The 25,472-nt window shown below is 63.6% G+C and carries 24 protein-coding genes; 13 read left to right on the plus strand and 11 right to left on the minus strand.

Annotated elements, in window-relative coordinates; all coding sequences use genetic code 11:
• Nucleotides 1-1,536, minus strand: coding sequence for an alpha-amylase family glycosyl hydrolase (locus GQA94_RS05600; RefSeq protein ID WP_158187149.1), 1,536 nt, complete (start codon nucleotides 1,534-1,536; stop codon nucleotides 1-3).
• Nucleotides 1,537-1,711: 175 nt separating this feature from the next.
• Here GQA94_RS05600 and gap point away from each other — a divergent pair, with 175 nt between their 5' ends.
• From gap to GQA94_RS05625, 5 genes are all read left to right on the plus strand, one after another.
• Nucleotides 1,712-2,722, plus strand: a complete 1,011-nt coding sequence (gap, locus tag GQA94_RS05605; protein WP_158187150.1) for a type I glyceraldehyde-3-phosphate dehydrogenase — start codon at nucleotides 1,712-1,714, stop codon at nucleotides 2,720-2,722.
• A 14-nt stretch (nucleotides 2,723-2,736) separates the two neighbouring features.
• Entirely contained in the window at nucleotides 2,737-3,345 is a 609-nt protein-coding gene (locus GQA94_RS05610; protein ID WP_158187151.1) for a cyclodeaminase/cyclohydrolase family protein, read from the plus strand.
• A gap of 218 nt (nucleotides 3,346-3,563) precedes the next feature.
• Nucleotides 3,564-4,730, plus strand: coding sequence for an iron-containing alcohol dehydrogenase (locus GQA94_RS05615; protein ID WP_158187152.1), 1,167 nt, complete (start codon nucleotides 3,564-3,566; stop codon nucleotides 4,728-4,730).
• A 4-nt stretch (nucleotides 4,731-4,734) separates the two neighbouring features.
• Nucleotides 4,735-6,237, plus strand: a complete 1,503-nt coding sequence (locus GQA94_RS05620; RefSeq protein WP_158187153.1) for a CoA-acylating methylmalonate-semialdehyde dehydrogenase — start codon at nucleotides 4,735-4,737, stop codon at nucleotides 6,235-6,237.
• Nucleotides 6,238-6,378: 141 nt separating this feature from the next.
• Complete coding sequence (locus GQA94_RS05625) at nucleotides 6,379-7,143, plus strand: IclR family transcriptional regulator (RefSeq protein WP_158187154.1); 765 nt, start codon at nucleotides 6,379-6,381, stop codon at nucleotides 7,141-7,143.
• 129 nt (nucleotides 7,144-7,272) lie between these two features.
• Here the strand turns inward: GQA94_RS05625 and rep are convergent, their stop codons facing one another.
• A complete protein-coding gene (gene rep, locus GQA94_RS05630) occupies nucleotides 7,273-9,282 on the minus strand; it encodes a DNA helicase Rep (protein ID WP_158187155.1) in 2,010 nt (669 codons plus the stop codon).
• A 262-nt stretch (nucleotides 9,283-9,544) separates the two neighbouring features.
• On the opposite strand from rep, the gene GQA94_RS05635 reads away from it, so the two are divergent.
• Nucleotides 9,545-11,188, plus strand: coding sequence for a putative bifunctional diguanylate cyclase/phosphodiesterase (locus GQA94_RS05635; protein WP_158187156.1), 1,644 nt, complete (start codon nucleotides 9,545-9,547; stop codon nucleotides 11,186-11,188).
• A gap of 30 nt (nucleotides 11,189-11,218) precedes the next feature.
• Here GQA94_RS05635 and GQA94_RS05640 read toward each other — a convergent pair whose 3' ends face one another.
• The 3 genes from GQA94_RS05640 to GQA94_RS05650 all read right to left on the minus strand — a co-directional run bounded on the left by GQA94_RS05640 (nucleotide 11,219) and on the right by GQA94_RS05650 (nucleotide 15,182).
• A complete protein-coding gene (locus GQA94_RS05640) occupies nucleotides 11,219-13,192 on the minus strand; it encodes a BCCT family transporter (protein ID WP_158187157.1) in 1,974 nt (657 codons plus the stop codon).
• 194 nt (nucleotides 13,193-13,386) lie between these two features.
• Complete coding sequence (locus GQA94_RS05645; RefSeq protein ID WP_158187158.1) at nucleotides 13,387-14,886, minus strand: YifB family Mg chelatase-like AAA ATPase; 1,500 nt, start codon at nucleotides 14,884-14,886, stop codon at nucleotides 13,387-13,389.
• Nucleotides 14,887-14,918: 32 nt separating this feature from the next.
• Nucleotides 14,919-15,182, minus strand: a complete 264-nt coding sequence (locus GQA94_RS05650) for an accessory factor UbiK family protein (RefSeq protein WP_158187159.1) — start codon at nucleotides 15,180-15,182, stop codon at nucleotides 14,919-14,921.
• Nucleotides 15,183-15,574: 392 nt separating this feature from the next.
• Here GQA94_RS05650 and glnK point away from each other — a divergent pair, with 392 nt between their 5' ends.
• The 5 genes from glnK (at nucleotide 15,575) to sutA (ending at nucleotide 19,655) form a co-directional block, all read left to right on the plus strand.
• Nucleotides 15,575-15,913: a P-II family nitrogen regulator gene (glnK, locus tag GQA94_RS05655; protein WP_003096476.1), complete on the plus strand. Its 339-nt coding sequence runs from the start codon at nucleotides 15,575-15,577 to the stop codon at nucleotides 15,911-15,913.
• 161 nt (nucleotides 15,914-16,074) lie between these two features.
• Complete coding sequence (locus GQA94_RS05660; protein ID WP_158187160.1) at nucleotides 16,075-17,391, plus strand: ammonium transporter; 1,317 nt, start codon at nucleotides 16,075-16,077, stop codon at nucleotides 17,389-17,391.
• An 81-nt stretch (nucleotides 17,392-17,472) separates the two neighbouring features.
• Nucleotides 17,473-18,726, plus strand: a complete 1,254-nt coding sequence (locus tag GQA94_RS05665) for an ammonium transporter (RefSeq protein ID WP_158187161.1) — start codon at nucleotides 17,473-17,475, stop codon at nucleotides 18,724-18,726.
• A 96-nt stretch (nucleotides 18,727-18,822) separates the two neighbouring features.
• Nucleotides 18,823-19,248 carry a secondary thiamine-phosphate synthase enzyme YjbQ gene (locus tag GQA94_RS05670; RefSeq protein WP_158187162.1) on the plus strand — a complete coding sequence of 142 codons (426 nt, stop codon included), beginning with the start codon at nucleotides 18,823-18,825 and terminating at the stop codon, nucleotides 19,246-19,248.
• A 74-nt stretch (nucleotides 19,249-19,322) separates the two neighbouring features.
• Complete coding sequence (sutA, locus tag GQA94_RS05675) at nucleotides 19,323-19,655, plus strand: transcriptional regulator SutA (protein ID WP_158187163.1); 333 nt, start codon at nucleotides 19,323-19,325, stop codon at nucleotides 19,653-19,655.
• Nucleotides 19,656-19,739: 84 nt separating this feature from the next.
• On the opposite strand, the gene GQA94_RS05680 is transcribed toward sutA, so the two are convergent.
• From GQA94_RS05680 to lptM, 6 genes are all read right to left on the minus strand, one after another.
• Entirely contained in the window at nucleotides 19,740-20,435 is a 696-nt protein-coding gene (locus GQA94_RS05680; protein ID WP_158187164.1) for an HAD family hydrolase, read from the minus strand.
• Nucleotides 20,432-21,331: a tyrosine recombinase XerC gene (xerC, locus tag GQA94_RS05685; protein WP_158187165.1), complete on the minus strand. Its 900-nt coding sequence runs from the start codon at nucleotides 21,329-21,331 to the stop codon at nucleotides 20,432-20,434. The genes GQA94_RS05680 and xerC overlap by 4 nt, the downstream gene beginning before the upstream one ends.
• Nucleotides 21,332-21,426: 95 nt before the next feature.
• Nucleotides 21,427-22,122, minus strand: coding sequence for a DUF484 family protein (locus GQA94_RS05690; RefSeq protein WP_158187166.1), 696 nt, complete (start codon nucleotides 22,120-22,122; stop codon nucleotides 21,427-21,429).
• Entirely contained in the window at nucleotides 22,119-22,949 is an 831-nt protein-coding gene (gene dapF, locus GQA94_RS05695) for a diaminopimelate epimerase (RefSeq protein WP_158187167.1), read from the minus strand. Before dapF ends, GQA94_RS05690 begins: the two co-directional genes overlap by 4 nt.
• A gap of 10 nt (nucleotides 22,950-22,959) precedes the next feature.
• A complete protein-coding gene (gene lysA, locus GQA94_RS05700; RefSeq protein ID WP_158187168.1) occupies nucleotides 22,960-24,207 on the minus strand; it encodes a diaminopimelate decarboxylase in 1,248 nt (415 codons plus the stop codon).
• A gap of 12 nt (nucleotides 24,208-24,219) precedes the next feature.
• Entirely contained in the window at nucleotides 24,220-24,360 is a 141-nt protein-coding gene (gene lptM, locus GQA94_RS05705) for an LPS translocon maturation chaperone LptM (RefSeq protein WP_158187169.1), read from the minus strand.
• 200 nt (nucleotides 24,361-24,560) lie between these two features.
• On the opposite strand from lptM, the gene cyaY reads away from it, so the two are divergent.
• Both cyaY and rnk read left to right on the plus strand, forming a co-directional pair.
• On the plus strand, nucleotides 24,561-24,893 hold the full coding sequence (cyaY, locus tag GQA94_RS05710) for an iron donor protein CyaY (protein ID WP_158187170.1): 333 nt from the start codon (nucleotides 24,561-24,563) through the stop codon (nucleotides 24,891-24,893).
• Between the two features lie 171 nt (nucleotides 24,894-25,064).
• Nucleotides 25,065-25,472 carry a nucleoside diphosphate kinase regulator gene (rnk, locus tag GQA94_RS05715; protein WP_158187171.1) on the plus strand — a complete coding sequence of 136 codons (408 nt, stop codon included), beginning with the start codon at nucleotides 25,065-25,067 and terminating at the stop codon, nucleotides 25,470-25,472.

The following is a 25,472-nucleotide window of genomic DNA, read 5'->3' on the forward strand; positions in this document are numbered from 1 at the left end:
TCAGTGCTCCTCGGGGCAGAGAATCAGGGCTTGGCCGGCTGCCAGTTCGCCGCTGTAGGGTTCGTTTTCGCCTTGGGCATCACTCGCGACTTCGACCTGCCAGCGTCCGTTGATCGGGAACGCGTGGGGCTGGTCGGCGAAGTTCAGGCACACCACCCGATGGTCGTCGCCGAACTGCCGCCGGTAGGCCAGCACGTTCGGATGCGACGGCAGTTCCTCCCAGTCACCCTGAAGCAGGGCCGGACTGCGCTTGCGCGCGGCAATCAGCCGGCGATAAAGCGCCAGGGTCGAGTCAGGCTCCCGTAGCTGGCGCTCGGCGGCCAGCACCTCGCTGTCCGGCGGGAACGGGAGCCACGGTGGCCTGCCGTACCACCCGTGGGGTGGCGCCGCGAGCCAGGGGATCGGCGCGCGGCCGCCATCGCGACCGCCGGGGTCGACCTGCTCGTCCGGATCGATCACGGCATCTTCGAGCCCCAATTCCTCACCCTGGTAGATGAAGGGCGTGCCGCGCAGGGTCAGTAACAGCACGGCGGCGGCGTGGGCGCTGCGCAACGAGCCCTGATAACGGCTGCGCTGGCGTGAGTTGTCGTGGTTGGACAGCACCCAGGTCGGCCAGGCGTTGGCCGGTTTCAGCAGCGCTTCGACGTCACGGATGCAGGTGCGGAACATCACCGGCTCCCAGGGTGCATCAAGCGGCTGGAAATTGAACGACATATGCAACTCGTCCCCGGCCCCGTAGTACTGCAGGACCCGCTCGGTGGCCCGGATGTTGACTTCGCCCACCAGCACCCGCTCGCCGGGATAGCTGTCGACCAGCCGACGCAGCCCGCGCAGCACTTCGTGGCTGTACGGCTGGTCGTTGAACTCGACCAGTGGCTGGCCGGCCAGACAGCGCGGATCGTCTGCAAAGCTCGGCTCTTTGCCCGTGCAATGGATGACGTCGACGCGGAAACCATCGATGCCGCGATCGAGCCAGAAGCGCAGGACGCCGTGCATCGCCTCGACTACCTCGGGGTTTCGCCAGTTCAGGTCTGGCTGCTGGGGCAGGAACAGGTGCAGGTAGTACTGCTGGGTGTGCTCGTCCCAGGTCCATGCGCTGCCGGCGTTGAGCGCGGCGCGCCAGTTGTTCGGCTCGTCTCGCCAGATATACCAGTCGCGTTTGGGGTTGTTTCGTGAACTGCGCGACTCGATGAACCAAGGGTGTTGATCGGAGGTGTGATTGGGGACGAAATCGAGCAGCACCCGGATTCCGCGTGCATGCGCCTCGGCGATCAGCCGGTCGATGTCCGCCAGCGAGCCGAACAGCGGGTCGACGTCGCAGTAGTCGCTGATGTCGTAGCCGGCGTCGGCCATCGGCGAGCGGAAGATCGGCGATAGCCACAAGGCGTCGACACCCAGGTATTGCAAGTGATCGAGGTGATTCAGCACGCCGTTGAGGTCACCGACGCCATCGCCGTCGCTGTCGGCGAAGGAGCGCGGATAGATCTGGTAGACGGTGGCGCCTTTCCACCAGGGTGGCGGGGTTGACTCGCTCATGCTCGTTCCCTTTTCCGGTGCTGGCCGGCCCGGCGCAACGGGCCCGTTGAGGTGTACGACCGACGAACGGTGCTCGGGTTTCCCCCGTTCGTTGATCTCCGTCGGACGGTACTGAACGCCACCGCCCATACTCCGACTAACCTTGCACTGCCTCAACGACACCTGGGAGACCGCCATGTTGCGTATTGCTATCAATGGTTATGGCCGTATCGGCCGAGCCGTGTTGCGTGCCCTGTTCGAGCGAAATCTGCAGAACGAGATTCAGATCGTGGCCATCAACGACCTCAGCGACCGGAGCGCGATGGCGCATCTGACGCGTTTCGATAGCACCTTTGGGCGCTTTCACACGCCGCTCGAACTGCAAGACGATGTGATGCAGGTGGGCGGACAATCGATCCGTCTGTTGCATGAACGCGAGCCCGGCCAACTGCCGTGGAAGCAGCTCGGCGTCGATGTGGTGCTGGAATGTACCGGCAAGTTCAAGAAACGCGAATCGATCGACCAGCACCTCCAGGCGGGGGCCGCGCGCGTGTTCGCCTCGCATCCGCTCGAGAGCGCCGATCTGACGGTGGTCTATGGCGTCAATCACGAACGGCTCGACCGTAGCCAACGCGTGATCTCGAACGCCTCGTGCACCACCAACTGCCTTGCGCCGCTGGCCAAGGTGTTGCATGAGGCCCTTGGCATCCGCCAGGGCCTGCTCAACACGGTGCATGCCTATACCAACGACCAGAACCTGCTGGACAAGGCACACAAGGACCTCTACCGCGCACGCGCCGCGGCAGAGTCGATCATTCCATCCACGACAGGGGCGGCCAAGGCCATCGGCCTGGTTCTCCCGGAGCTGGCCGGACGCCTGGATGGATTGGCTGTGCGGGTGCCCACGCCTAATGTCTCGCTTGTCGACCTGACCTTTACCGCCGAGCGGCCCCCGGAAAGTGTCGAGGCGGTCAACCGGATCTTGCGCGAAGGCGCGCAGCAGTTGCCGCCCGGCGTCATGGAGTGCAACGACCAGCCACTGGTTTCGCGCGACTTCTTCGGCTATCCGGCCTCCTGCGTGGCGGATCTCAACCACACGCGGGTTCAGGGCGAGTTGGTCAAGGTGCTGGCCTGGTATGACAACGAGTGGGCGTTTTCCAACCGCATGCTCGACGTGTTGCTGGCCTGGGACAGAGGCGACGCCTGACGATGGGCGGGCCGGTGACCGATGGGTCCAGCGTCTGGGCGCTGTCGTTGGCTGATTTCCGTGATGCGACAGCGGCCGATGGCCCAACGCCAGGCTGCGGCGCCGCGGCGGCGGTGGTGTCCGACATTGGCCTGGCGCTTGTGCTCAAGGGGCTGCGAATCAGCGAGGCGCACGGCAGCGAGCCGGCGCGGCGCGAGCTGGTAGCCGCCGTCGAATCGCTGATCGGGCGCCCTGGCGCCTTCGCCGATGCGGATATTGCTGCGTTCCAGAGCTACCTGCACGCGCGCCACGACGAGCATGCGTCGACGGACACGCAAGCGGCATCGCGCCAGGCGTGCGCGGTGCCCCTGGCCACCGCCCGAAGTAGCCTGCAGGCGCTGCAACTGGCGAACCAGGCCTGGCCTCGGGTGATCGCGGTGGTGCAAAGCGACGTACAGGCGGGCGCACTGATGATCCATGCGGGGCTTTGCGCAGCGCTGGTCAACGTGCAGGCCAACCTGGGTTCGATCGACGATCCGGCATCGCGCGAGCAGGTCGCGCGATGGCATCGCCAGTTGCGCGCTCAGGCGGACGACCACCTGCAGTGCCTGTCCGCCAGGGTCGGGCAGTCGCTGGTGGGCTGACGCGCGCGCCCCGTTCATTTTTCTAAAACGAGAATTAAAGTCTCGATTTGACTTGACGGATCGCGCCTGGCTTTCCTAGTCTCTGGGTTCATAGCGAGACCAGAAGTACCAAAATAAGAACGAGACCCCGTCTCACCGACGCGCAGCGCTTTGCTGAATCGCTGTCCAAAGCGCTCCGAAGCGAACAGGACAGCCGCGCGCACCTCTGGAGAATGTCCATGAGTCATCGAATCGTCCTGCCGCGCCTGATGGAAGTCGGCGCCGGCGCCAGTCAGCAGATCGTCTCCGTGCTACGCAATCTGGGCTGCAAACGCCCGCTGATCGTGACCGACCGGATGATGGTCGAGCTGGGTTATGTCGCGCGCATCAGCGAGACGCTGGCCAAGGCTGACATCCCCAGTGACTGCTTTGCCGATACGCTGCCGGAGCCGACGGCAGCGTCGATACATGCCGGCGTCGAGATGGTGCGCCAGGGCAGCTACGATTCGATCATCGCACTCGGCGGCGGCAGCCCGATCGACTCGGCCAAGGCCATCGGCATTCTTGGCAAATTCGGCGGTGAAATGCGCGACTACCGCTTCCCGCGCGACGTCAGCGAAGCCGGCTTGCCGCTGATCGCGATCCCCACCACCGCGGGTACCGGCTCGGAAGCGACACGCTTCACCATCATCACCGACGAGACCAGTGACGAGAAGATGCTCTGCGCCGGCCTTGGCTTCATGCCGGTCGCCGCGCTGATCGACTACGAACTGACCCTGTCGTTGCCGGCACGGGTCACCGCCGACACCGGCATCGACGCGCTGACCCACGCCATCGAGGCGTATGTCAGCCGCAAGGCCAGTCTCTACAGCGATGCGCAGGCGCTCCAGGCGATGCGCCTGCTGGCGCCCAACCTGCGCGCGGCCTATCACGAACCCGGCAATCGCGAGGCCCGTGAGGCCATGATGCTGGGGGCGACCTTGGCTGGTATCGCCTTCTCCAACGCCTCGGTGGCGCTGGTGCATGGCATGAGCCGGCCCATCGGAGCTTTTTTCCACGTGCCGCACGGGCTGTCCAACGCCATGTTGCTGCCCGCCGTCACCGCGTTTTCGATTCCGGCAGCGCCTGAGCGCTACGCCGATTGTGCCCGCGCCATGGGCGTGGCAGGCGAGGCCGACAACGTCGAGACAGCAAACCACAAGCTGCTCAGCGAACTGCGAACCATCAACAAGGAATTGCAGGTGCCAAGCCCGGAGCAGTTCGGCATCGCCCGCGAACGTTTCTTCGAGTTGCGCGAAACCATGGCGAGGCAGGCGCTGGCGTCCGGCTCGCCAGGCAACAATCCGCGGCTCGCCAGCGAAGCGGAAATCATCGACCTCTACGAAACCGTCTGGAATCAGGAGTAACCCCATGCAGACCCTCGGCAATCTGATCAACAACGAGGCCGTCGCTGGCCGCTCCGAACGCCACGCGACCGTCTACAACCCGGCCACCGGCGAGCCGCGCCTGTATGTCTCGTTGTCTTCGGCGGAAGAAACCCGCGAGGCCATCGCCGCTGCCCAGGCCGCTTTCGAAGGCTGGTCGAAGACACCGCCGCTTGTCCGCGCACGGGTCATGTTTCGTTTCAAGGATTTGCTCGAAGCGCGTCGTGACGACGTCGCGCGGTTGATTTCGCTGGAGCACGGCAAGGTGTTCTCCGATGCTCAGGGCGAAGTGACGCGAGGCCTTGAGGTGGTGGAGTTCGCGTGCGGGATTCCGCATCTGCTCAAGGGCGAGTTCTCACCCAACGTGGGGCGTGATATCGATTCGAACTCGCTGATGCAACCGCTGGGCGTCTGTGTCGGCATCACGCCGTTCAACTTCCCGGCGATGGTGCCGCTGTGGATGCTGCCGGTGGCCATCGCCTGCGGAAATACTTTCGTCCTCAAGCCGTCGGAGAAGGACCCGAGCGCGACCATGCTGCTTGGCGAGTTGCTGGCCGAAGCCGGACTGCCGGCTGGCGTGTTGAACATCGTCAACGGTGACAAGGAGGCGGTGGACGTGCTGCTGACCGATGAGCGCGTGCAATCGGTGAGTTTCGTCGGCTCGACGCCGATTGCCGAGTACATCTATACGACCGCATCGGCGCATGGCAAACGCTGCCAGGCACTGGGTGGGGCGAAGAACCACATGGTCATCATGCCCGACGCCGACCCGCAGCAAGTGGTCAGCTCGCTGATGGGCGCCGCCTACGGCTCGGCCGGTGAGCGCTGTATGGCGATCTCGGTGGCGGTCTGTGTCGGCGACGAAGTGGCGGACAACCTGGTCGAGATGCTCAAGGGCGAAATCGCGCAAATGCGCACCGGTCCCGGCACGGGCGTCGAACCTGAACCCCACATGGGCCCACTGGTCACCCGTGAGCATCAGCAGAAGGTCTCCGGCTATATCGATCTGGGCGTGCAGGAGGGCGCGACACTGGTCTGCGATGGTCGCGGGCTCAAGGTTGAAGGCTATGAGAACGGCTTCTACGTGGGCCCGACGCTGTTCGACCGGGTGACGCCCGAGATGCGCATCTACAAGGAGGAAATCTTCGGTCCGGTGCTGGCGGTGGTGCGCGCCAAATCCTTCGACGAGGCACTGAAGCTGGTCAACGATCACGAGTTCGGCAATGGCACCTCGATCTTCACCCGCGATGGCGACACCGCGCGGCAGTACGAGGAGAACGTCAGGGTCGGCATGGTCGGTGTCAACGTGCCGATTCCGGTGCCCATGGCCTTCCACTGCTTCGGCGGCTGGAAGCGCTCGATCTTCGGCCCGCTGAACATGCATGGCCCGGACGGCGTGCGGTTCTTCACGCGAATGAAGACCGTGACTCGGCGCTGGCCCACCGGCATACGTGCCGGCGCAGACTTCTCGATGCCGACGATGAAGTGAAGCCAGCCACCGCACGGATGAACGGCTGGGGCAGATGAGCGCGAAAGCGTTGCGTGGCGCTGCCGGTCTTGCCGGTGTTGGATTAAGCTTTGCCGCCCTTCGGGGCGGACTTTCGTTTCTCATCGTTGACGGGCTTGGATCATGCGCAGTACTCCCCGTGAAAAAGGCTCTTCCATCACGCGAGTGCTGGAAATCATCGAAGCGGTGGCCGGTGCCGCGCAACCCTTGACACCCACCGCGCTGGCCGACCAGCTGGATATCCCCAAGGCCAGCGCGCACCGCTTGGTGCAGACCCTAGAAAAGGAGGGTTTTCTGCAGTTCGGTTTGCGCGGTGGCTTGCTGCCCGGGGATCGGCTGCACGCGACGGCAGTCAATATTCTGGGCAGCGGTCGGCACAAGGCGTTACGCCAGGCGATCCTGCGCCAGCTGTCCGAGGAAATTGGCGAGACGTGCGGGCTGTCCGTGCCGGATGGTCTCGACATGCTCTACTTCGACCGCGTGCAGACCAACTGGCCGTTGCAGATCAACCTGCCCATCGGCAGTCATACTCCACTCTGGTGCACCGCCAGTGGCAAGCTGTATCTGGCTTCACTGCCACCGGAGCAATTGGACAGAGTGCTGCCACGCCTGCCGATCCGGCAGATGGCGCGCAACACCCTCGTCGATCTGAGCGCCCTGCGTGATGACCTGGCACGGATTCGCGAAGAGGACCTGGCAACCGACTCAGAGGAGTTCATCGACGGCATGGTCGCTTGTGCCGTGCCCGTACGCGATGGCCGCGGTGAGCTGAGTGCCTGTCTGTTCACCCATGCGCCGGTGATTCGCTGTGCGATGGAGCCGCTGCTGGCGTTCGTGCCACGCCTGCGTGCGGCGGCCAAGGAGCTGGAGGCGATCGTCAGCGGCTGAGCACCGGGCCGACGAGCACGAACGGCGGGCGATGGCTGCAGATGGCATCCTGCGCCAGACGAACTCATGCGAGGCGCGGTGACGGATTGAATTCCCCTCACGAATCGAATACCGGCTCCCCGCCGGCTGTTATCGCTTCAACATGGCCCGCATCGCGGCCAGGGCATCGTTGCCGCGGGCGGCTTTGACCTCGGCGGGTGCGTCTTCCTGACCTTCCCATTCCAGGTCTTCCTGGGGCAGTTCGTCGAGAAAGCGACTGGGCATGCAATCGATGATTTCGCCGTACTGCTTGCGCTTGGCGGCGAAGGTCATCGCCAGGTTCTGCCGCGCGCGGGTGATGCCGACATAGGCCAGGCGGCGTTCTTCCTCGATGGTGTCGGCCTCGATGCTGGAACGGTGCGGAAGGATCTCTTCTTCCATGCCGAGGATAAAGACATACGGAAACTCCAGGCCTTTGGAGGCGTGAAGGGTCATCATCTGCACGCCCTCTGCCCCTTCTTCCTCCTCCTGCTGGCGCTCGAGCATGTCGCGAAGCACCAGTTTGGCGATGGCTTCCTCGATGGTCATGTCGCCTTCTTCGTCTTTCTCCAGCGTATTTTTCAGGGCATCGATCAGGAACCAGACGTTGCCCATGCGGAAATCGGCGGCCTTGTCGCTGGACGTCTGCGAGCGCACCCAGGTCTCGTAGTCGATGTCCATGACCATGCTGCGCAGCGCAGCAATCGGGTCGTTCTGCGCGCATTGCTGGCGCAGGGTGTCCATGTAGCGTTTGAAGCGCGACAGGCGGTCGGTGAAGCGGCTGTCCAGATGCTCGCCCAGCCCCATCTCGTCGCAGGCGCTGTACATGGAAATCTTGCGCGCGGTGGCGTAGTTGCCGAGCTTTTCAAGGGTGGTCGAGCCGATTTCCCGGCGCGGCACGTTGATCACCCGCAGGAAGGCGTTATCGTCGTCCGGATTGACCAGCAGGCGGAAGTAGCTCATCAGGTCCTTCACTTCCTGGCGGGCGAAGAAGCTGGTGCCGCCGGACAGCCGATAGGGGATTTGGTGGTGCTGCAGCTTCAGTTCGATCAGCTTGGCCTGGTAGTTGCCCCGATAGAGGATGGCGAAATCGCTGTAGGGCCGTTCGGTCTTCAGATGCAGCGTAAGAATTTCGATCGCCACGCGTTCGGCCTCGGCTTCCTCGTTGCGGCAACGGATCACGCGAATCGCGTCGCCGTGCCCCATTTCAGACCACAGCTGCTTTTCGAAGGCGTGCGGGTTGTTGGCGATCAGAACGTTGGCGCACTTGAGGATGCGGCTGGTGGAGCGGTAGTTCTGCTCGAGCATTACCACCTTCAGCGAGGGAAAGTCCTCTTTGAGCTGCATCAGGTTTTCCGGCCGCGCGCCGCGCCAGGCGTAGATCGACTGGTCATCGTCACCCACGACGGTGAAATGCGCGCGCTCCTGGACGAGCAATTTGACCAGCAGGTACTGGCTCGCGTTGGTGTCCTGGTACTCGTCCACCAGCATGTAGCGAACCTTGTTACGCCACTTCTCGAGCACGTCGGGATGGTTCTGGAACAGTTTCACCGGCTGCATGATGAGGTCGTCGAAATCCACCGCGTTGTACGCCTTGAGCGTGCGCTGGTAGTGGGTGTAGACGATCGCCGCAGTCTGCTCCTTGGGGTTGCGCGCATTCGCCAGCGCTTCCTCGGGCGCGATCAGGTCGTTCTTCCAGTTGCCGATGTAGCCCTTGATCTCGTCCACGCCGTCATCACCGGCGTATTCCTTCTGCATGATGTCGGTCAGCAGCGCCTTGATGTCGCTCTCGTCGAAGATCGAGAAACCGGGCTTGTAGCCGAGCTTGGCGTATTCCTTGCGAATGATGTTCAGGCCGAGGTTATGAAAGGTCGACACTGTCAGGCCGCGCCCTTCGCCGCCACGCAGCAGGCTGCTGACGCGCTCTTTCATTTCGCGCGCGGCCTTGTTGGTGAAGGTCACGGCGACGATATACTGCGCGCGGATGCCGCACTGCTGGATCAGGTAGGCGATCTTGCGGGTGATCACGCTGGTCTTGCCGGAGCCGGCGCCAGCGAGCACCAGCATGGGGCCGCCGACGTAGTTCACGGCTTCCTGCTGCCGGGGATTGAGTCGGGACATTCTCGTTTCGGTCTGTTGTAGCGGGGGCGAGAGTTTAGCAGGGCTGGCCGGGCGAGATGAGGCCGCCTGGACCCTGCACCTACCAGTCGTCGCCCGTGATGCTCGGTTCCGGCCCGGAATGCTCTAGTCTATGCGCGCCGTGCCCGCTTTAGGCTGACCAGCCACTCGTCCCGCTTCGCTACGGGGCGCACCCACCGAGGTTGTCAGCTACCTTTTGCTCCGCACGAATCGGGGATACATCGTGACAGCGTCCATACAACCTATGCGACTGGTTCTGCTGGCCGACGAGCCGGCGTGGGGCGAGCGCCTGCGCGCTGCGCTGACCGCCTTGCGCAGCCATCACCTGTTGCTGGTCGCCGATGACTGGCCGACCGTTGCCGCGCATCTGGCCGAAGCGGGCCATGTGGTGTTGCTTACCACGCCGCGCCGCCGCCCGGCGTCGGGCCGTTTCCCCTGGCCCACCATTCTTCTGCTCGAGGATGAACCCGACGAGGCGCCGGAGGGCGTCGTGGACTGGCTGGTCGGCTCCCAGTTCACCCCCGATGTACTGCGCCGCAGCCTGCGCTATGCGCGGGAGAGGTGCAGCCTGCATGTCGCCTTGCAGCGTCTGGCGGAACAGGATCCGCTGACCGGCATCGTCAACCGGCAAGGATTCCAGGCGCTGCTCGGCGCGCAGTTGGCCGAGCATGACGGCGGGGGGCTGGCGCTGGGCGTGCTGGATCTGGACAACTTCCGCCGGGTCAACGACACGCTCGGCCATCAGGCCGGCGATGCGCTGATCCTGCAAGTGGTGGCACGGTTGAAAACGCAGCTCGAGGTGGGCGACCGGATCGCCCGGCTGGGGGGCGACGAATTCGGCCTGCTGCTCGATACCACGCGCGGCTCGGGGCGCGTCGAACAAGTGGCCGACCGTGTGGTCGAGGCGCTGGCCGAGCCGTACTGGCTCGATGGCGAAAGCCTGATGCTCGGTTGCAGCCTCGGTCTGGCCCATGCCAAGGCCGACACCGATGCCGACCAGTTGCTGTGGGTGGCTCAGGTCGCGATGCGGCAGGCCAAGGCCCGGCCTGGTTGTACCTGGTATCTGTACGACGAGCGGGTCAACCGCAGTGCCAGCAGCCTGGCCGATCTTGAAGGTGAGTTGCGCCGTGCGTTACGCCGTGACGACCTGGAGCTGCATTACCAGCCCCGGCTGTGCATGGAGACAGGGCGGATCGTCGGTCTGGAAGCCCTGGTCCGCTGGCCCCATGCCTCACGCGGCCTGTTGGCGCCGGACGAATTCATCCCGATGGCGGAGGAGAGCGGGCTGATCGTACCGCTCGGCTATTGGGTCATCTCGCGTGCGCTGCGCGACATGCAGAGTCTGCGCGAACGGGGCGCCGGCGAATTGCATATGGCTGTCAACCTGTCGTTCCGGCAGTTTCAGGACAGCCAGTTGCTGGTCACCCTGCAGCGATTGATCGAGGAGCGAGGGGTCGACCCGCGCTGGCTGGAATTCGAGCTCACCGAGACCGCCGTAATGCGCCGCAGCGAGCAAGTGAGAGGCACCATGAGCGCGCTGGCCGAGCTTGGGGTGCGCTTCTCGCTGGATGACTTCGGGACGGGATTCTCGTCGTTCGTGCACCTGAGCCGCTTACCTATCAGTCTGTTGAAGATCGACAAGAGCTTCGTCGATGGGGTCACGACCAAGGCGGACAACAGCCTGATTCAGGCCATGATCGGCATGGCCCATGATCTGGGGCTGGAAGTGGTTGCCGAAGGGGTGGAGCGGGTTGGCCAGTTGAAACTGCTGGAGCGCTATGGCGCCAATCAGGTCCAAGGCTACCTGATCAGTAAACCGCTGCCGCTGGCGGAGCTGGAAAAGTACCTGAGCAACCATGAAAAGCCGGAAAGCGCTGCGGGTGCGTAGGCCCGCCCGCAGACTTTCCGGTCACGTCGGCTATCGCACCATGTGCAGGAAATGCATGTGCTTCTCGTACTGGTCGAGAATGTCACCGATCACTTCGTCGCGGCTCCAGCCCATCACGTCATAGTTCTGGCCGCCTTCCTTGAGATGCACCTCGGCGCGGTAGTAGGTGCGTTCATCCGGTTCGTTTTCATCGGCCGCGACAAAGCTGGGCATCGGGTAGCCGCGTGGACGTACTTCGTAGAAGAAGTCCGGAGCCCCCTCGTGCGTGATCTGCATGGACACGCTCGCTTCCTCGTCTTCGCTCACTTCAACGGTATAGCCTTGCTTGCGCATCTCCTCTGCGACCGACTGGCAGGCCGGAACCACCGCCTCGGCGATGTAGCGCACCACATGGCGACGCCGCGGAAACATCGTCAGGCTGCGTACGCGCCGTTGCCAGCCACCCGCACCCGAGCTCGGCGCGTTGGGCGAGGTCGTCAATGCCTGGTAGCGCAGCCCCTGTTTGGTGGCATCCACGCGAAGGGCTTTCAGCAGCCCCCACATCGAGCAGAGCAACGCGAGGGTGAAGGGCAGCGCGCTGGCGATGGTCGCCGTTTGCAGCGCGGTCAGGCCATCGGCCAGCAACAGGGCGATGGCCACAACGCCCATCGAACCGGCCCAGAATACGCGCTGTCGTGCCGGTGTGTTTTCCTGGCCGCCCGAGGCGAGCATGTCCACGACCAGCGCCCCGGAGTCGGCGGAGGTCACGAAGAACACCACCACCATGATGATGGCGATCAACGACAACAGGGACGAGAAGGGGAAGTGCTCGAGAAACGCGAACAACGCCAATGAACTGTCTCGCTCGATCGCTTCTCCGAGGCTGGTGACGTGCTCCCAGAGAATCATGTGGATCGCCGTGTCGCCGAATACGGTCATCCACAGCAGCGTGAAGGCCGTCGGCACCAGCAATACGCCGGTCACGAACTCGCGGATGGTACGGCCGCGGGATATGCGCGCGATGAACAGGCCGACGAAGGGCGACCAGGCCAGCCACCAGCCCCAGTAGAACAGTGTCCAGCCACCGATCCAGTCATTGGGCTCGTAGGCATAGAGATTGAAGGTGGCCGTGACGATCTGCGAAAAGTATTCGCCGGTGTTCTGCACGAAGGTCTGCAGGATGAACACCGTAGGGCCGACGATCAACACCAACAGCATCAGCAGAACGGCGAGGCTGAGGTTCAGCTCCGACAGCCGCCGTACACCCTTGTCCAGGCCGGTCACCACCGAAATGGTGGCCAACAGCGTGGTGCCGGCGATCAGACCGATCTGCACAGGCACCGATATGGGCACCCCATACAGGTGATTGAGGCCGGTATTGATCTGCGTGACGCCGAGTCCCAGCGACGTGGCCACGCCGAGTACGGTACCGATGATGGCGAAGATATCCACGGCATGCCCGATCGGCCCGTAGATCCGTTCGCCAATCAGCGGATAGAGCGCCGAACGTAGCGTCAGTGGCAGTCCGTGGCGAAAGCTGAAGTACGCCAGGATCATCGCGACGATGGCGTAGATGGCCCATGCATGCAGGCCCCAGTGGAAGAAGGTGATCTTCATCGCCTCGCGAGCCGCGTCGATGGTGCCGCCTTCACCAACCGGCGGCGAGAGGAAATGCATCACCGGTTCGGCGACGCCGAAGAACATCAGGCCGATGCCCATGCCCGCCGAGAACAGCATCGAGAACCAGGTGAGGTTGCTGTAGTCCGGCTCACTGTGGTCGGGGCCCAGCTTGATATTGCCGTAACGGCTGATGGCAAGCAGCGCCACCATCAGCAGGATCACGGCAACGGCGAGGATGTAAAGCCAACTGACGTTGGCGATGATCCAGGCCTGGACCTCGCTGAAGACGCTTTGAGCGTGGTCCGGCACGGTGACGCTGTAGATCACCAGGGCGAGAATCAATACCGCCGAGCCGAAGAAAACCGGGGCATTGATGGTGGAAAGGGAAGACTTTTTGGCCTCCATGCTGCGCTCCTAATACCGAAATTGGGGAGTGGGCCGCCTGTGGCGAAGAGCGTGCAATCTACCATAATGGCTCGCCCAAGGCCGGACGCATGGCACCATCGAGGTCTCGTTAGGGTTGGTTTAGCACAATTGGACGCCATCACCGCGCCGGTCGGCGGGAATACCGCCGAACGCTCGAGGGCGCTTGCTGCGGCTCAGGGCGTCGAGCTGCCTGGGCGGTACTGCAGCGCCTCTGCCAGGTGAGCGCGATGGATCGATTGCGCCTGTTGCAGGTCCGCCAGTGTGCGCGCCACCTTCAGAATGCGATGTGCGGCGCGCAGGGACAGGCCCAGCCGCTCGCAAGCGCGCTCGAGCCACTGCTGGTCTTCGGGCTGCAGTTGGCAATGGCTGCGCAGTCCCGAGAGGTCCAGGAAGGCGTTGGCGCAACCTTGACGTGCCAGCTGGATGCTCCGCGCCTCGGCCACTTGCCTGGCCATCGCGGCGCTGTTTTCGCCAGTCGTCGGGGGTGCGTTCAGCGCTGTGGCCTCGCGGGCGACCGTCAGGTGCAGGTCAATCCGGTCAAGCAGCGGTCCGGACAGCTTGCCGCGGTAGCGCTGAATCTGGTCAGGCGAACAGCGACAGCGCCCGCTGGGGTCGCCAAGATAGCCGCAGGGGCACGGGTTCATTGCCGCGACGAGCTGGAAACGCGCCGGGAAGCGCACCTTGTCTCGCGCCCGGGCGATCACGATGCAGCCCGACTCCAGGGGTTCGCGCAGCACTTCCAGAACCTTGCGATCGAACTCGGGCAACTCGTCGAGAAACAGCACGCCCTGATGGGCCAGCGTGATCTCGCCGGGCCTGGGACGGCTGCCGCCGCCAACCAGTGCCGGTCCCGATGCACTGTGATGGGGCTGGCGAAACGGTCGTTGCGGCCAATGCTCCAGTGGCGACTGGCTGGCAACCGAGTGAATGGCCGCGACTTCCAGTGCTTCGTGCTCGTCCAGCGGAGGCAGCAGGCCGGGCAGGCGGCTGGCCAGCAACGTCTTGCCGGTCCCGGGAGGCCCCGAAAACAGCAGGTTGTGCGCGCCCGCGGCAGCGATCAGCAGGCCGCGCTTGGCGGCCGCCTGGCCCTGGACATCGGCCAGATCGGGGTAGGGCAACAACTGGCGCAGCAGGCCCTGAGGCTGAAAGGGTGCAATAGGCACGACGCCATTGAAGTGCGCCGCGACCTCCAGCAGATGGTCGGCTGCGTAGACCACAAGGCCAGAGGCCAGGCTGGCTTCCTCGGCGTTGGCTCGCGGAACCAGCAGAGCTCGGCCGGCCTGACGCGCCGCCAACGCCGCGGGCAGAACGCCTTGCACCGACCGTAACGCGCCGGATAGCGCCAGCTCGCCCAGACACTCGAGCGTGTCGAGGCGGTCCGCCGGAATCTGGCCGCTCGCCGCGAGGATACCCAGGGCGATGGCCAGATCGAAGCGGCCGCCGTCCTTAGGCAAATCGGCCGGGGCAAGATTCAGGGTGATGCGCCGCGCGGGAAAATCGAAGTCGCAGGTCAGGATCGCACTGCGCACGCGATCCTTGCTCTCCTTGACTGCCGTTTCCGGCAATCCGACCAGCGCCAGGGAAGGCAACCCGTTGGCCAGGTGGGCTTCGACCGTGACGGTGGGTGCCTCGACGCCTACCTGGGCGCGGCTGTGCACTATCGCAAGGGACATCCGATCACTCCTTGATCGTGTCGCCACCGGGTTTATTCGGAGGCGGGGGGCGCCAGTCTTTCTTCCAGTTCGGCGACTTTGGCCTCGAGCGCTTCGAGCCGTGCTCGCGTACGCGCCAGTACGACCATCTGGCTGTCGAATTCATCGCGGCTGACCACATCCAGCTTGCTCAGCGCGCCCTGCACGATTCCCTTGAGCTGGGCTTCGATTTCAGGGCGGGGCAGGGGCGTTTCACCGTTGAACAAGCGTGAAGCCTGGGAACCGATGGCATCGAGAAAAGCTTTGGGTGCAAACATGAGCATCACCTGTTTCGGAGCGAGCGCCAGTGTAACACGGCCCAGCCGGGGGCCCGTTTTCGTCCGCATGCACGATTATGGGCAGGCCGTCGCGCTTGAGTGCTCGATATTGGTGCGCGGTTTCGCTGGATCGACGCCGATCGCGCCGAGAGCCGCAATGCGTAGCGCCATGGGCCGGGCTTTTCTGAAACTGGCACTGATTCTGCTTGGCTGCCCATGACGATGCACCAGAGCGTTGCGGTGCGCAGACGATTCGGGACGTTTCGTCGGATCGGTTGATGGTGTCGGGAGTCGCTCGGCCACGCCGGCGCGTTACAAGAGCCAGACACTGAGCTTAGACTTGACCCGGGTTCGTACTTCTGGGGCAAGTCCACCTAAACGGGAGAAGTTTCATGAAACTAGTCACTGCCATCATCAAGCCGTTCAAGCTGGACGACGTACGCGAGTCGCTGTCCGAGATCGGCGTTCAGGGCATCACGGTCACCGAGGTCAAGGGTTTCGGGCGCCAGAAAGGCCACACCGAGCTGTATCGAGGTGCCGAATACGTGGTCGATTTCCTGCCGAAAGTGAAGATCGACGTAGCGATTGCCGACGATCAGCTCGATCGTGTGATCGAGGCCATCACCAAGGCCGCCAACACCGGCAAGATCGGTGATGGAAAGATTTTCGTCGTCAATCTGGAGCAGGCCATCCGCATTCGGACAGGCGAAACCGATACCGACGCGATCTGATCGGCTTCGTCGCGTAGCAGGCGACTGACCGGGCGGCGACGCCCGTGTTCATGGATCAGCCAGGCCACCGGGCCTGATCCACGCTTGCGACGCACGAGACCGCTCTGTTGCGATTGCCTGCCTAGCAGGTCTACGAACCCCACGCCCCCAGGAGTAAAACCATGACTCTGCGAAAATTCGCAGGGCTAGGAGCCCTTTTGTCTCTGTTAAGCCCAGGCATCGCCATGGCACAGGAGGCAACGCTTGATTCAGGTGACACGGCATGGATGCTGACAGCCACCGCACTGGTGCTGTTCATGACGATTCCGGGCCTGGCGCTGTTCTACGGCGGCATGGTCCGCTCCAAGAACATTCTGTCGGTGATGATGCAATGCTTCGCCATCACCGGCCTGATGAGCATCCTCTGGATGGTCTACGGCTACAGCCTGGCCTTCGACACTGCCGGCATGGAAGCGGGCGTTACCAACTTCAACTCATTCGTCGGCGGGCTGGGTCGTGTCTTCCTCAGCGGGCTGACGTCAGACAGCCTCACCGGTACGGTCCCGGAGAGCGTCTTCATTACCTTCCAGATGACCTTTGCCATCATCACGCCGGCATTGATCGTCGGTGCCTTCGCCGAACGCATGAAGTTCTCCGCGATGCTGGTGTTCATGGGCGTCTGGTTCACGCTGGTCTACGCGCCGATCGCGCATATGGTCTGGGGTGGCGATGGTGGCCTGATGTGGGACTGGGGCGTGCTCGATTTCGCGGGCGGCACCGTGGTGCATATCAACGCCGGTATTGCAGGGCTGGTGGCGTGCATCGTGCTCGGCAAGCGCAAAGGCTTCCCCACGACGCCCATGGCGCCGCATAACCTCGGCCTGACGCTGGTCGGTGCGGCGATGCTGTGGGTCGGCTGGTTCGGTTTCAACGCCGGTTCCTCACTGGGCGCCAACGGCACTGCTGGCATGGCCATGCTGGTCACCCAGATCGCCACCGCTGCGGCGGCGCTGTCCTGGATGTTCGCCGAGTGGCTGACTCACGGCAAACCCAGCGCGCTGGGCATCGCCTCGGGCGTGGTCGCCGGTCTGGTCGCGATCACTCCGGCGGCTGGCACCGTGGGCCCGATGGGCGCACTGATCATCGGCCTGGCCTCGGGCGTTATCTGCTTCTTCTGTGCCACCAGCCTTAAACGCAAGCTCGGCTACGACGATTCCCTGGATGCGTTTGGCGTGCATGGCGTCGGTGGCATCGTCGGTGCACTACTGACAGGCGTGTTCGCGGCCCCGGCGATGGGCGGTTTCGGCGAGGTGGAAAACATCGCGCTGCAGCTCTGGATCCAGTTCAAGGGGGTGCTGTTCACGGTGGTCTACACCGCCATCGTCACCTACGTGATCCTCAAGGTGATCGATGTCGTGATGGGCCTGCGCGTCAGCGAAGAAGAAGAAACCATCGGCCTCGACCTCAGCCTGCACAACGAGCGCGGCTACAACCTGTAAGCACACGGAGCGCGCCCGGAGCCAACCCCGGGCGCCTTAACCGAACAGCGTCGCGAGGCGCTCGGCAAAAGGTGATAACAAATGGATAGCACAGCACTGATACCCGTTCTGTACGGATTCGATACGTTCTACTTCCTCATCTGCGGTGCGCTGGTGATGTGGATGGCGCCCGGCTTCGCGATGCTCGAAGCCGGTATGGTACGTGCGAAGAACACGGCCGAAATTCTCACCAAGAACATCGTGCTCTACGCCGTGGCCTCGATCATGTATCTGGTGATCGGCTACTACATCATGTACTCGAGCCCGGACGGCGGCATTCTGCCGAGCCTGGGCTTCCTGATCGGCGACGAGAACGCCGTGGATGTGGTCGCCGCAGGGGGTGAGGACGCGCCTTACTACTCCGCGCGTGCCGACTTCTTCTTCCAGGTCGTGTTTGCCGCAACCTGCATGTCGGTGGTGTCCGGTGCGGTGGCCGAGCGGATGAAGCTCTGGGCATTCATCGCCTTCGCAGTGGTCATGACCGGCTTCATCTATCCGGTGCAAGGCTTCTGGAAATGGGGCGGTGGTTTCCTCGATGCTGCCGGCTTCCTCGATTTCGCAGGGTCTGGCCTGGTGCACATGGCGGGTGCTTCCGCGGCCCTGGCTGGCGTGCTGTTGCTCGGCCCGCGCAAAGGCAAGTACGGTCCGAACGGCCAGATCAATGCGATTCCCGGTGCCAACCTTCCGCTGGCGACCTTGGGTGCGTTCATCCTGTGGCTGGGCTGGTTCGGTTTCAACGGTGGCTCGCAGTTGAAAATGAGCACCATCGAAGATGCCAACGCCGTCGCTCAAGTGTTCACCAATACCAACATGGCCGCGGCCGGCGGCCTGGTTGCGGCGCTGATCACGGCGCGCCTGCTGTTCGGTAAGTCCGACCTGACCATGGTTCTCAACGGTGCGTTGGCGGGTCTGGTTGCGATCACGGCGGAGCCGCTGACGCCGAGCGCGTTGCAGTCTGTGCTGATCGGAGGCGCCGGCGGTGTGCTGGTGGTGTTCAGTATCCTCGGCCTGGACAAAATCCGAGTCGATGACCCGGTCGGCGCCATTTCGGTGCACGGTGTCGTCGGCATGTGGGGTCTGCTGGCGGTGCCGCTGACCAACGCCGACGCAACGTTCGGTGCGCAGCTGCTGGGACTGGTTTCCATCTTCGCCTGGGTATTCATCGCCAGCTTGATCGTCTGGAGCATCATCAAGGCGGTCATGGGCCTGCGCGTCAGCGAAGAAGAAGAGTACGAAGGTGTGGACGTCGTCGAATGCGGCCTGGAAGCCTATCCTGAGTTCACCAGCAAACGCTGATTCGCAAACCGATGACGAGGGCGCCCACGGGCGCCCTTTGTTTTTTCTGGCGCCGCGCTAGAATGCGCCCGTTCAGTGGTCCGAAGGTGTTCCGGCATGTGGCAACAGAAGATGATCACGCTGCGTCCGCGACCGAGAGGTTTCCACCTGATTACCGACGAGTTGCTCGCCGGGCTACCGGAACTGCAACAATGCCCGGTCGGTCTGTTACACCTGTGGCTGCGTCACACATCGGCCTCGCTGACCATCAACGAGAATGCCGACAGCGCGGTGCGGCGCGACTTCGAGCGGTTTTTCAATCGCCTGGTGCCACAGGACCAGGATGGCTACGAACATGATTACGAAGGGCCGGACGATCTTCCGGCTCACTTCAAGGCGAGCCTGCTCGGCTGTCAGGTGAGCTTGCCTGTCAGTGAGGGGCGTCTGGCGTTGGGGACCTGGCAGGGCATCTACCTGGGTGAGCACCGTGATCGAGGGGGTGCCCGGCAGATCCTCGCGACGCTGCACGGGATGGCAAGTTGAATTTTTTTTGGCGATGGCGAACAAAGCTCATCGCTGGGCTATAACTTCCGCTTTGGCAAGGTACGAGGTTGAACATGAGCGACGAAGAACTAGAACAAGACCTGGACGTTAACGACGAGGAAGAGGATGACGAGGAGCTGGCCGCTGCCGATGACGGCGACGAGCTCGCTGACGACGAGGGAACCGACAGCGAGCGCGCCACTCCGACGACCAAGAAAGCCAAGGCCAAGGCAGTCGTCGTCGACGAGTTACCGAGCCTGGAGGCGAAGCAGCGCGAGCGTGATGAATTGGCGCGCGCCATGGAAGAGTTTCTGGCGCGCGGCGGTCGGGTGCAGGAAGTCGAGCCCAACGTGGTAGCCGATCCGCCGAAAAAGCCGGACAGCAAGTACGGCAGCCGGCCTATCTGAGCCGCCGGCCCACTGAAGAAGCCCGCCTCGCCGCGGGCTTTTTTATGCGAGCGATGTGCGGTTCGAACGCGGCACGGCGTCTCGTCAACGCCAGCGGTCGAGCAGCGGTGGCAGCTCGGACAGGCTACCGATTTCGGCGTCCGGCCTGCCCGGGTGCTGCCACGTGATGCCGCCGGGATTGAACCAGATCGCTCGCATGCCGGCGCGCTGGGCGCCACCGATATCATCGAGGGGATGATCGCCGATGTGGACCGCATGGGCGGCCTCTACGCCGCCACGCTTGAGCGCTTCACGGAACGGATGTGGGTCGGGTTTGCCGACTCCGAGTTCTTCGGCGCAAAGGCTGAAACGGAAATAGTCGGCCAATCCCAGACGGCTGACGTCAGCGTTACCGTTGGTCAGGACACCGAGCATGTAGCGATTGGCGAGCAGCTCAAGCGTCGGGTGCACTTCGGGGAACAACTCGACTGCGTGCCGCGCCTCCAGAAAGACCTTGAAGCCTGCCTCGGCCAGCTCATTCGCTTCGTCGGGGACATAGCCGGCCTGCTCCAGTGCGTTGAACAGAATCCGCCGCCGCAACTCGCTCAGGCGATGCTTGAGTGCCGGATCGGCTTGCAGCAGTCGCTCACGGATCGCCCACAGCGCTTCGGTGGTGAATTCGCCCAGGCGCGGCGCGTGCTGCCCCAGCCAGTCGCGCAGGGTCGCTTCGGCTCCGCGCATGACCGGTGCGACGTCCCAGAGGGTGTCGTCGAGGTCGAATGTGACCAGCTGGATGCTCATGATTCAGTGTCCTGTTTGCGGCGGGCGCGTGGATGCGCCTGGTCATAGACCTTGGCCAGATGCTGAAAATCCAGGTGGGTGTAGATCTGCGTGGTGCCGATGTTGGCGTGGCCGAGCAGTTCCTGTACCGAGCGCAAATCCTGGGATGACTCGAGCATGTGGCTGGCGAAGCTGTGCCGGAGCATGTGCGGATGCAGATGCTGGCCAAGCTCGCGCACCCCGGCCTGTCGCACCCGCAGCTGCACGGCGCGGGCGCCGAGACGACGGCCTTGCTGGCTGACGAAGACAGCGCCATCGGCCGGATTGCTCAGCGCCCGCAGGGGAAGCCAGGCGTGCAGCGCTTCGCGGGCCTTGCGACCGACAGGTAGCACGCGCTCCTTGTTGCCCTTGCCGTGAACGTGAACAAGGCCGGCCGGAAGATCGAGTTGGTCGAGGTTCAGGCCGACCAGTTCGGCCAGGCGCAAACCGGACGAATAGAACAGTTCGAGCATCGCCTGATCACGGTGGCCGATGAAATCGTCCTCGACCCCGCCATCGAGCAGTTGCATCGCTCGGTCGGTGTCGAGCAGGCGCGGCAGGCGCTTCTCGCCCTTGGGCGCGCGAATGCCCGCCGCCGGGTCATGACGGCAGCGCCCTTCTTCATTGAGGTAGTGATACAGGCCGCGCAGCGCCGACAACAGCCGCGCCAGGCTACGAGCGGATTGGCCTGTGCGATGCAGCTCGGCGATCAGCTGGCGGACATGCGAACTCTTTAGTTCCGTCCATTGCGGGATCTGCTGCTTCTGGCAAAACCCCGCAACCTTGATCAGGTCGCGCCGATAGCCGTCCAGCGTATGGGGCGACATTTGCCGCTCGCTGCGCAGATGTTCGAAATAGGCGTCGAGATCGTTCTGCATCAGGGCTCACTTCGATAGGCCATAAGCCTGCAGCTGAAAACAGCCCGGGCTAATCGTTGCTCGCCGGTACCTCGGCCTTCGGCGTCCAGCTGCGCCTAACGGACCGAGCGCAGCGGTGCGGAGTAGTGCGGCAGGACTCGTGTCAGCACTTCGGCAATGTAGCTGAGGAACAAGGTGCCGAGCGAGCTTTTGTAATGCTGCGGGTCCTGGCTGCCGATCGCCAGGATGCCTTGCTGGTGGCTGAGCGCCACGACTGCGGCCGAGCCGATGCCGCTGCTGTCCTCTTCGCCGAACAGGAACGCCAGTTCATGTGGGCGTAATACGCCGCAGACGGTCTTGCCGCTGCCGAGCAGGCCGCCGACGGCCTGTTGCGCCTCGGCAGCGGTCACGCTGCGCCCCACGGGTAGCGGCGAGTCACTGAACAGGATCAGGCTGACGTAAGGCACCTGGAATTCGTGACGCAGGCTTTCATCCACCGCGCCGATGATTTCTTCCAGGCTGTTGGCATCCAGCAGATCGAGGACCAGCCGACGGGTCTTGTCGAACAGCCTGTCGTTGTCGCGCGCGACATCCATCAGCTGTGACAGGCGGTGGCGCATCTCGATGTTGCGTTCACGCAGCAGTTTCACCTGGCGTTCGACCAGCGACACGGCGCCGCCGGGCAGGTGGGGAATGCGCAGCTCTGGAATCAACTCGTCGTGATCGACAAAAAATTCCGGATGGGCTCGCAGGTAGGCCGCGACGGTTTCGGCGTCCGGCACTTGCGGCTTGTCCTGGTTTTGCTCGGTCATAGGCGAATTTGTCCTTCGAAAACGCGAACGGCGGGGCCGGTCATCATAACCGGCTGCCCGTCGCCTGCCCATTCGATGGACAGACGGCCACCGGGCAGATCGATATGCACCGGAGAATCCATCCAGCCTTGGCGAATGGCGGCGACCGCCGCGGCACATGCCCCCGTGCCGCAGGCCTGGGTTTCACCGGCGCCGCGCTCCCAGACGCGCAGTTTCGCGTGCTGGCGGTCGATGACCTGCAGAAAACCGGCGTTGACGCGCTGTGGAAAGCGGGGGTGATGCTCGATCTTCGGGCCCAGCTCATGCACCGGCGCGCTCGCCATATCCTCCACGCGCAGCACGGCGTGCGGATTGCCCATCGATAACGCGGCGATCTCCAGCCGCTGACCGCCCACCTCCAGCGAATAGTTCAGGGCTTCGCCCTCGGCCTGGAAAGGGATCTCGGCTGGCACCAGGCGCGGCGGGCCCATGTCGACGCTGATCTGACCGTCGGGGCGGATGTCCAGCTCGATGATGCCACCCTTGGTCTCGACGCGAATCTGCCGCTTCGTGGTCAGGCGCTTGTCGAGCACGAAGCGCGCAAAGCAGCGCGCACCGTTGCCGCATTGCTCCACTTCCGAACCGTCGGAGTTGAAGATGCGGTAGCGGAAGTCGACGTCCGGATTGTGCGGCGGTTCGACCAGCAACAACTGATCGAAGCCCACGCCGGTATGCCTGTCACCCCATTGCCTGGCGTGTTTCGGCTGGATGTGCGCGTGCTGGCTGATCAGGTCGATGACCATGAAATCGTTGCCCAGGCCGTGCATTTTGGTAAAGCGCAAAAGCATCGTCGTGGCCTCAGGCGGGCAGCAGGCTTTCGCCGGCGTATAGCTCCTGCACGCTTTCGCGGCGGCGCACTTCATAGGCTTGATCGCCGTCTACCAGCACCTCGGCCGCGCGGCCGCGAGTGTTGTAGTTCGAGCTCATGACGAAGCCGTAGGCGCCTGCGGAACGAACCGCCAGCAGATCCCCTTCGGCCAGCACCAGCGGGCGCTCCTTGGCAAGAAAGTCGCCGGTTTCGCAGATCGGGCCAACCACGTCGTAATGCCGTGCCTCGCCTTCACGTGGCTGCACAGGCACGACATCCATCCATGCCTGATACAGCGCGGGACGGATCAGATCGTTCATTGCCGCGTCGACGATGGCGAAGTCCTTGTGATCGGTGTGCTTGAGGTACTCCACGCGGGTCAGCAACAGACCGGCGTTGGCTACGATCGAGCGCCCGGGCTCGAAGACCAGGGCGAGATCGCGACCGTCGATACGCTTGCGTACGGCCTGGATATAGTCGCCGGCCAGTGGCGGCTGTTCTTCGCGATAGCGCACGCCGAGCCCGCCACCCAGGTCCAGATGCTGAATGCGGATGCCGCGCACCGCCAGGCGGTCGATCAGGGCGAGCAAGCGGTCGAGCGCATCGAGGAACGGCGGCAGCGTGGTGAGCTGCGAGCCGATGTGGCAGTCGACTCCGATCACCTCGAGGTTGCTCAGTTCGTGCGCTCGCGCATACACCGCCTCGGCGTCGGCGATGGCGATGCCGAACTTGTTTTCCTTGAGACCGGTGGAAATGTAGGGATGGGTGCCCGCGTCCACGTCGGGATTGACCCGCAGCGACACCGGCGCAGTGACGCCGAGTTCGGCGGCGACCTGCTGCAGGCGTTCGAGCTCCTCGGTGGACTCGACATTGAAACAGTGCACGCCGACTTCCAGCGCACGGCGCATGTCGTCGCGAGTCTTGCCGACGCCGGAGAATACGATGCGCTCCGGCTGTCCGCCTGCCGCCAGCACGCGTTCCAGCTCGCCGCGCGAAACGATGTCGAAACCTGCGCCGAGCCGGGCCAGCACGTTGAGTACGCCCAGATTCGAATTCGCCTTGACGGCGAAGCAGACCAGGTGCGGCATGCCAGCGAGGGCATCGGCATAGGCGCGGTACTGGGCCTCGATATGGGCCCGTGAGTAGACGTACGTCGGGGTGCCGAAGCGTTGCGCGAGAGCGGGCAGCGCCACGCCCTCCGCGAAGAGTTGACCGTCGCGGTACGAGAAGGCCTCCATGGAATGCCTCCTTTACAGTTCGAAACGGTCTTTGGAACGCTCGTTGGCCGTTGCCTCGTCGTCCGGGTGGTACAGCGGGCCTTTCTGGCCGCAGCCGCTGAGTACGGAAGCGAGAACCGCGAGTGCTATGAGTGGAAGCAGTAGACGCTTCATGGGGGTGCAATCCTTGAAAAATCGATGGGCCGGAGTATACCCAGCACCCACCGGATTGCCTATGTGGCCGCGCTCGTCGGCAGCCATATCGGGCAACCGCTCGGACAGTCGCTCGCTAGACGCGGCGATGGCCTGCTAAGCTCGCCGGCATCGTCGGCGGCCTGGGTGCCGCCGTACAACCCGTACCGAGGAAACGATTCATGAGTCTGAGCGAAGCCCGCTTTCACGATCTTGTCGACGCCGTGCAGGAAGAAATCGAAGATGTGTTCGATCACAGCGGCATGGATGTCGATCTGGACAACTCCGGCGGCGTTCTCACGGTGCGTTTCGAGAATGGCACGCAACTGATCTTCAGCCGTCAGCCTCCGCTGCGCCAACTGTGGGTGGCTGCGCGTTCGGGCGGCTTCCACTTCGACTACGACGAAGCCTCCTCGATGTGGATCTGCGATGCCAACGACGAGCGCCTCGGCGAGCTGCTGAGCCGCGTCACGCATGAGCAGGGCGGCGAAGCACTCGACTTCGAAGAGCTCTAGCACGCGGCGCCCCTGGATCGGATCGGGCTGCAGAGAGGCCGCGGTAACGCCGGGCCCCTTGCTTATTTAAAAGGCTGTGATAGGGTCGAGTTCAGGTTAAAAAACCCCGCCTTCGGGCGGGGTTTTGCTTTTTTTGTCAAACGACTTTCCTACAGGAGCTCACCCGAACCCATGGCCAGTGCACCGCCCATCATCATCACCCAACCCGATCTGCAGCGGCTTGAGCGACTGCTCGACAGCCTGGCTGACTACGGTCCGGCCGCCGAGGCGCTCGAAGAAGAGTTGTCGCGCGCACAGGTGGTCGAGCGCAGCGAGTTGCCTGCCGGCGTGGTATCGATGAACTCCCGTGTTCACTGCCGCGAGGAAGGCAGCGGCAAGGATTACCATCTGACGCTCGTCTATCCGCAGGATGCAGGCCGGGAAGGCACCGTGTCGGTACTGGCGCCGGTCGGCACGGCCCTTCTGGGCATGACCGTCGGCCAGCACATCGACTGGCCAACACCCGGCGGTAAAGTGTTGAAGCTCACCCTGTTGGCCGTCGAATACCAGCCGGAAGCGGCCGGCGACGTCAACCTGTAG

Source organism: Stutzerimonas stutzeri (assembly GCF_009789555.1).
GTDB classification, from domain to species: domain Bacteria; phylum Pseudomonadota; class Gammaproteobacteria; order Pseudomonadales; family Pseudomonadaceae; genus Stutzerimonas; species Stutzerimonas stutzeri_R.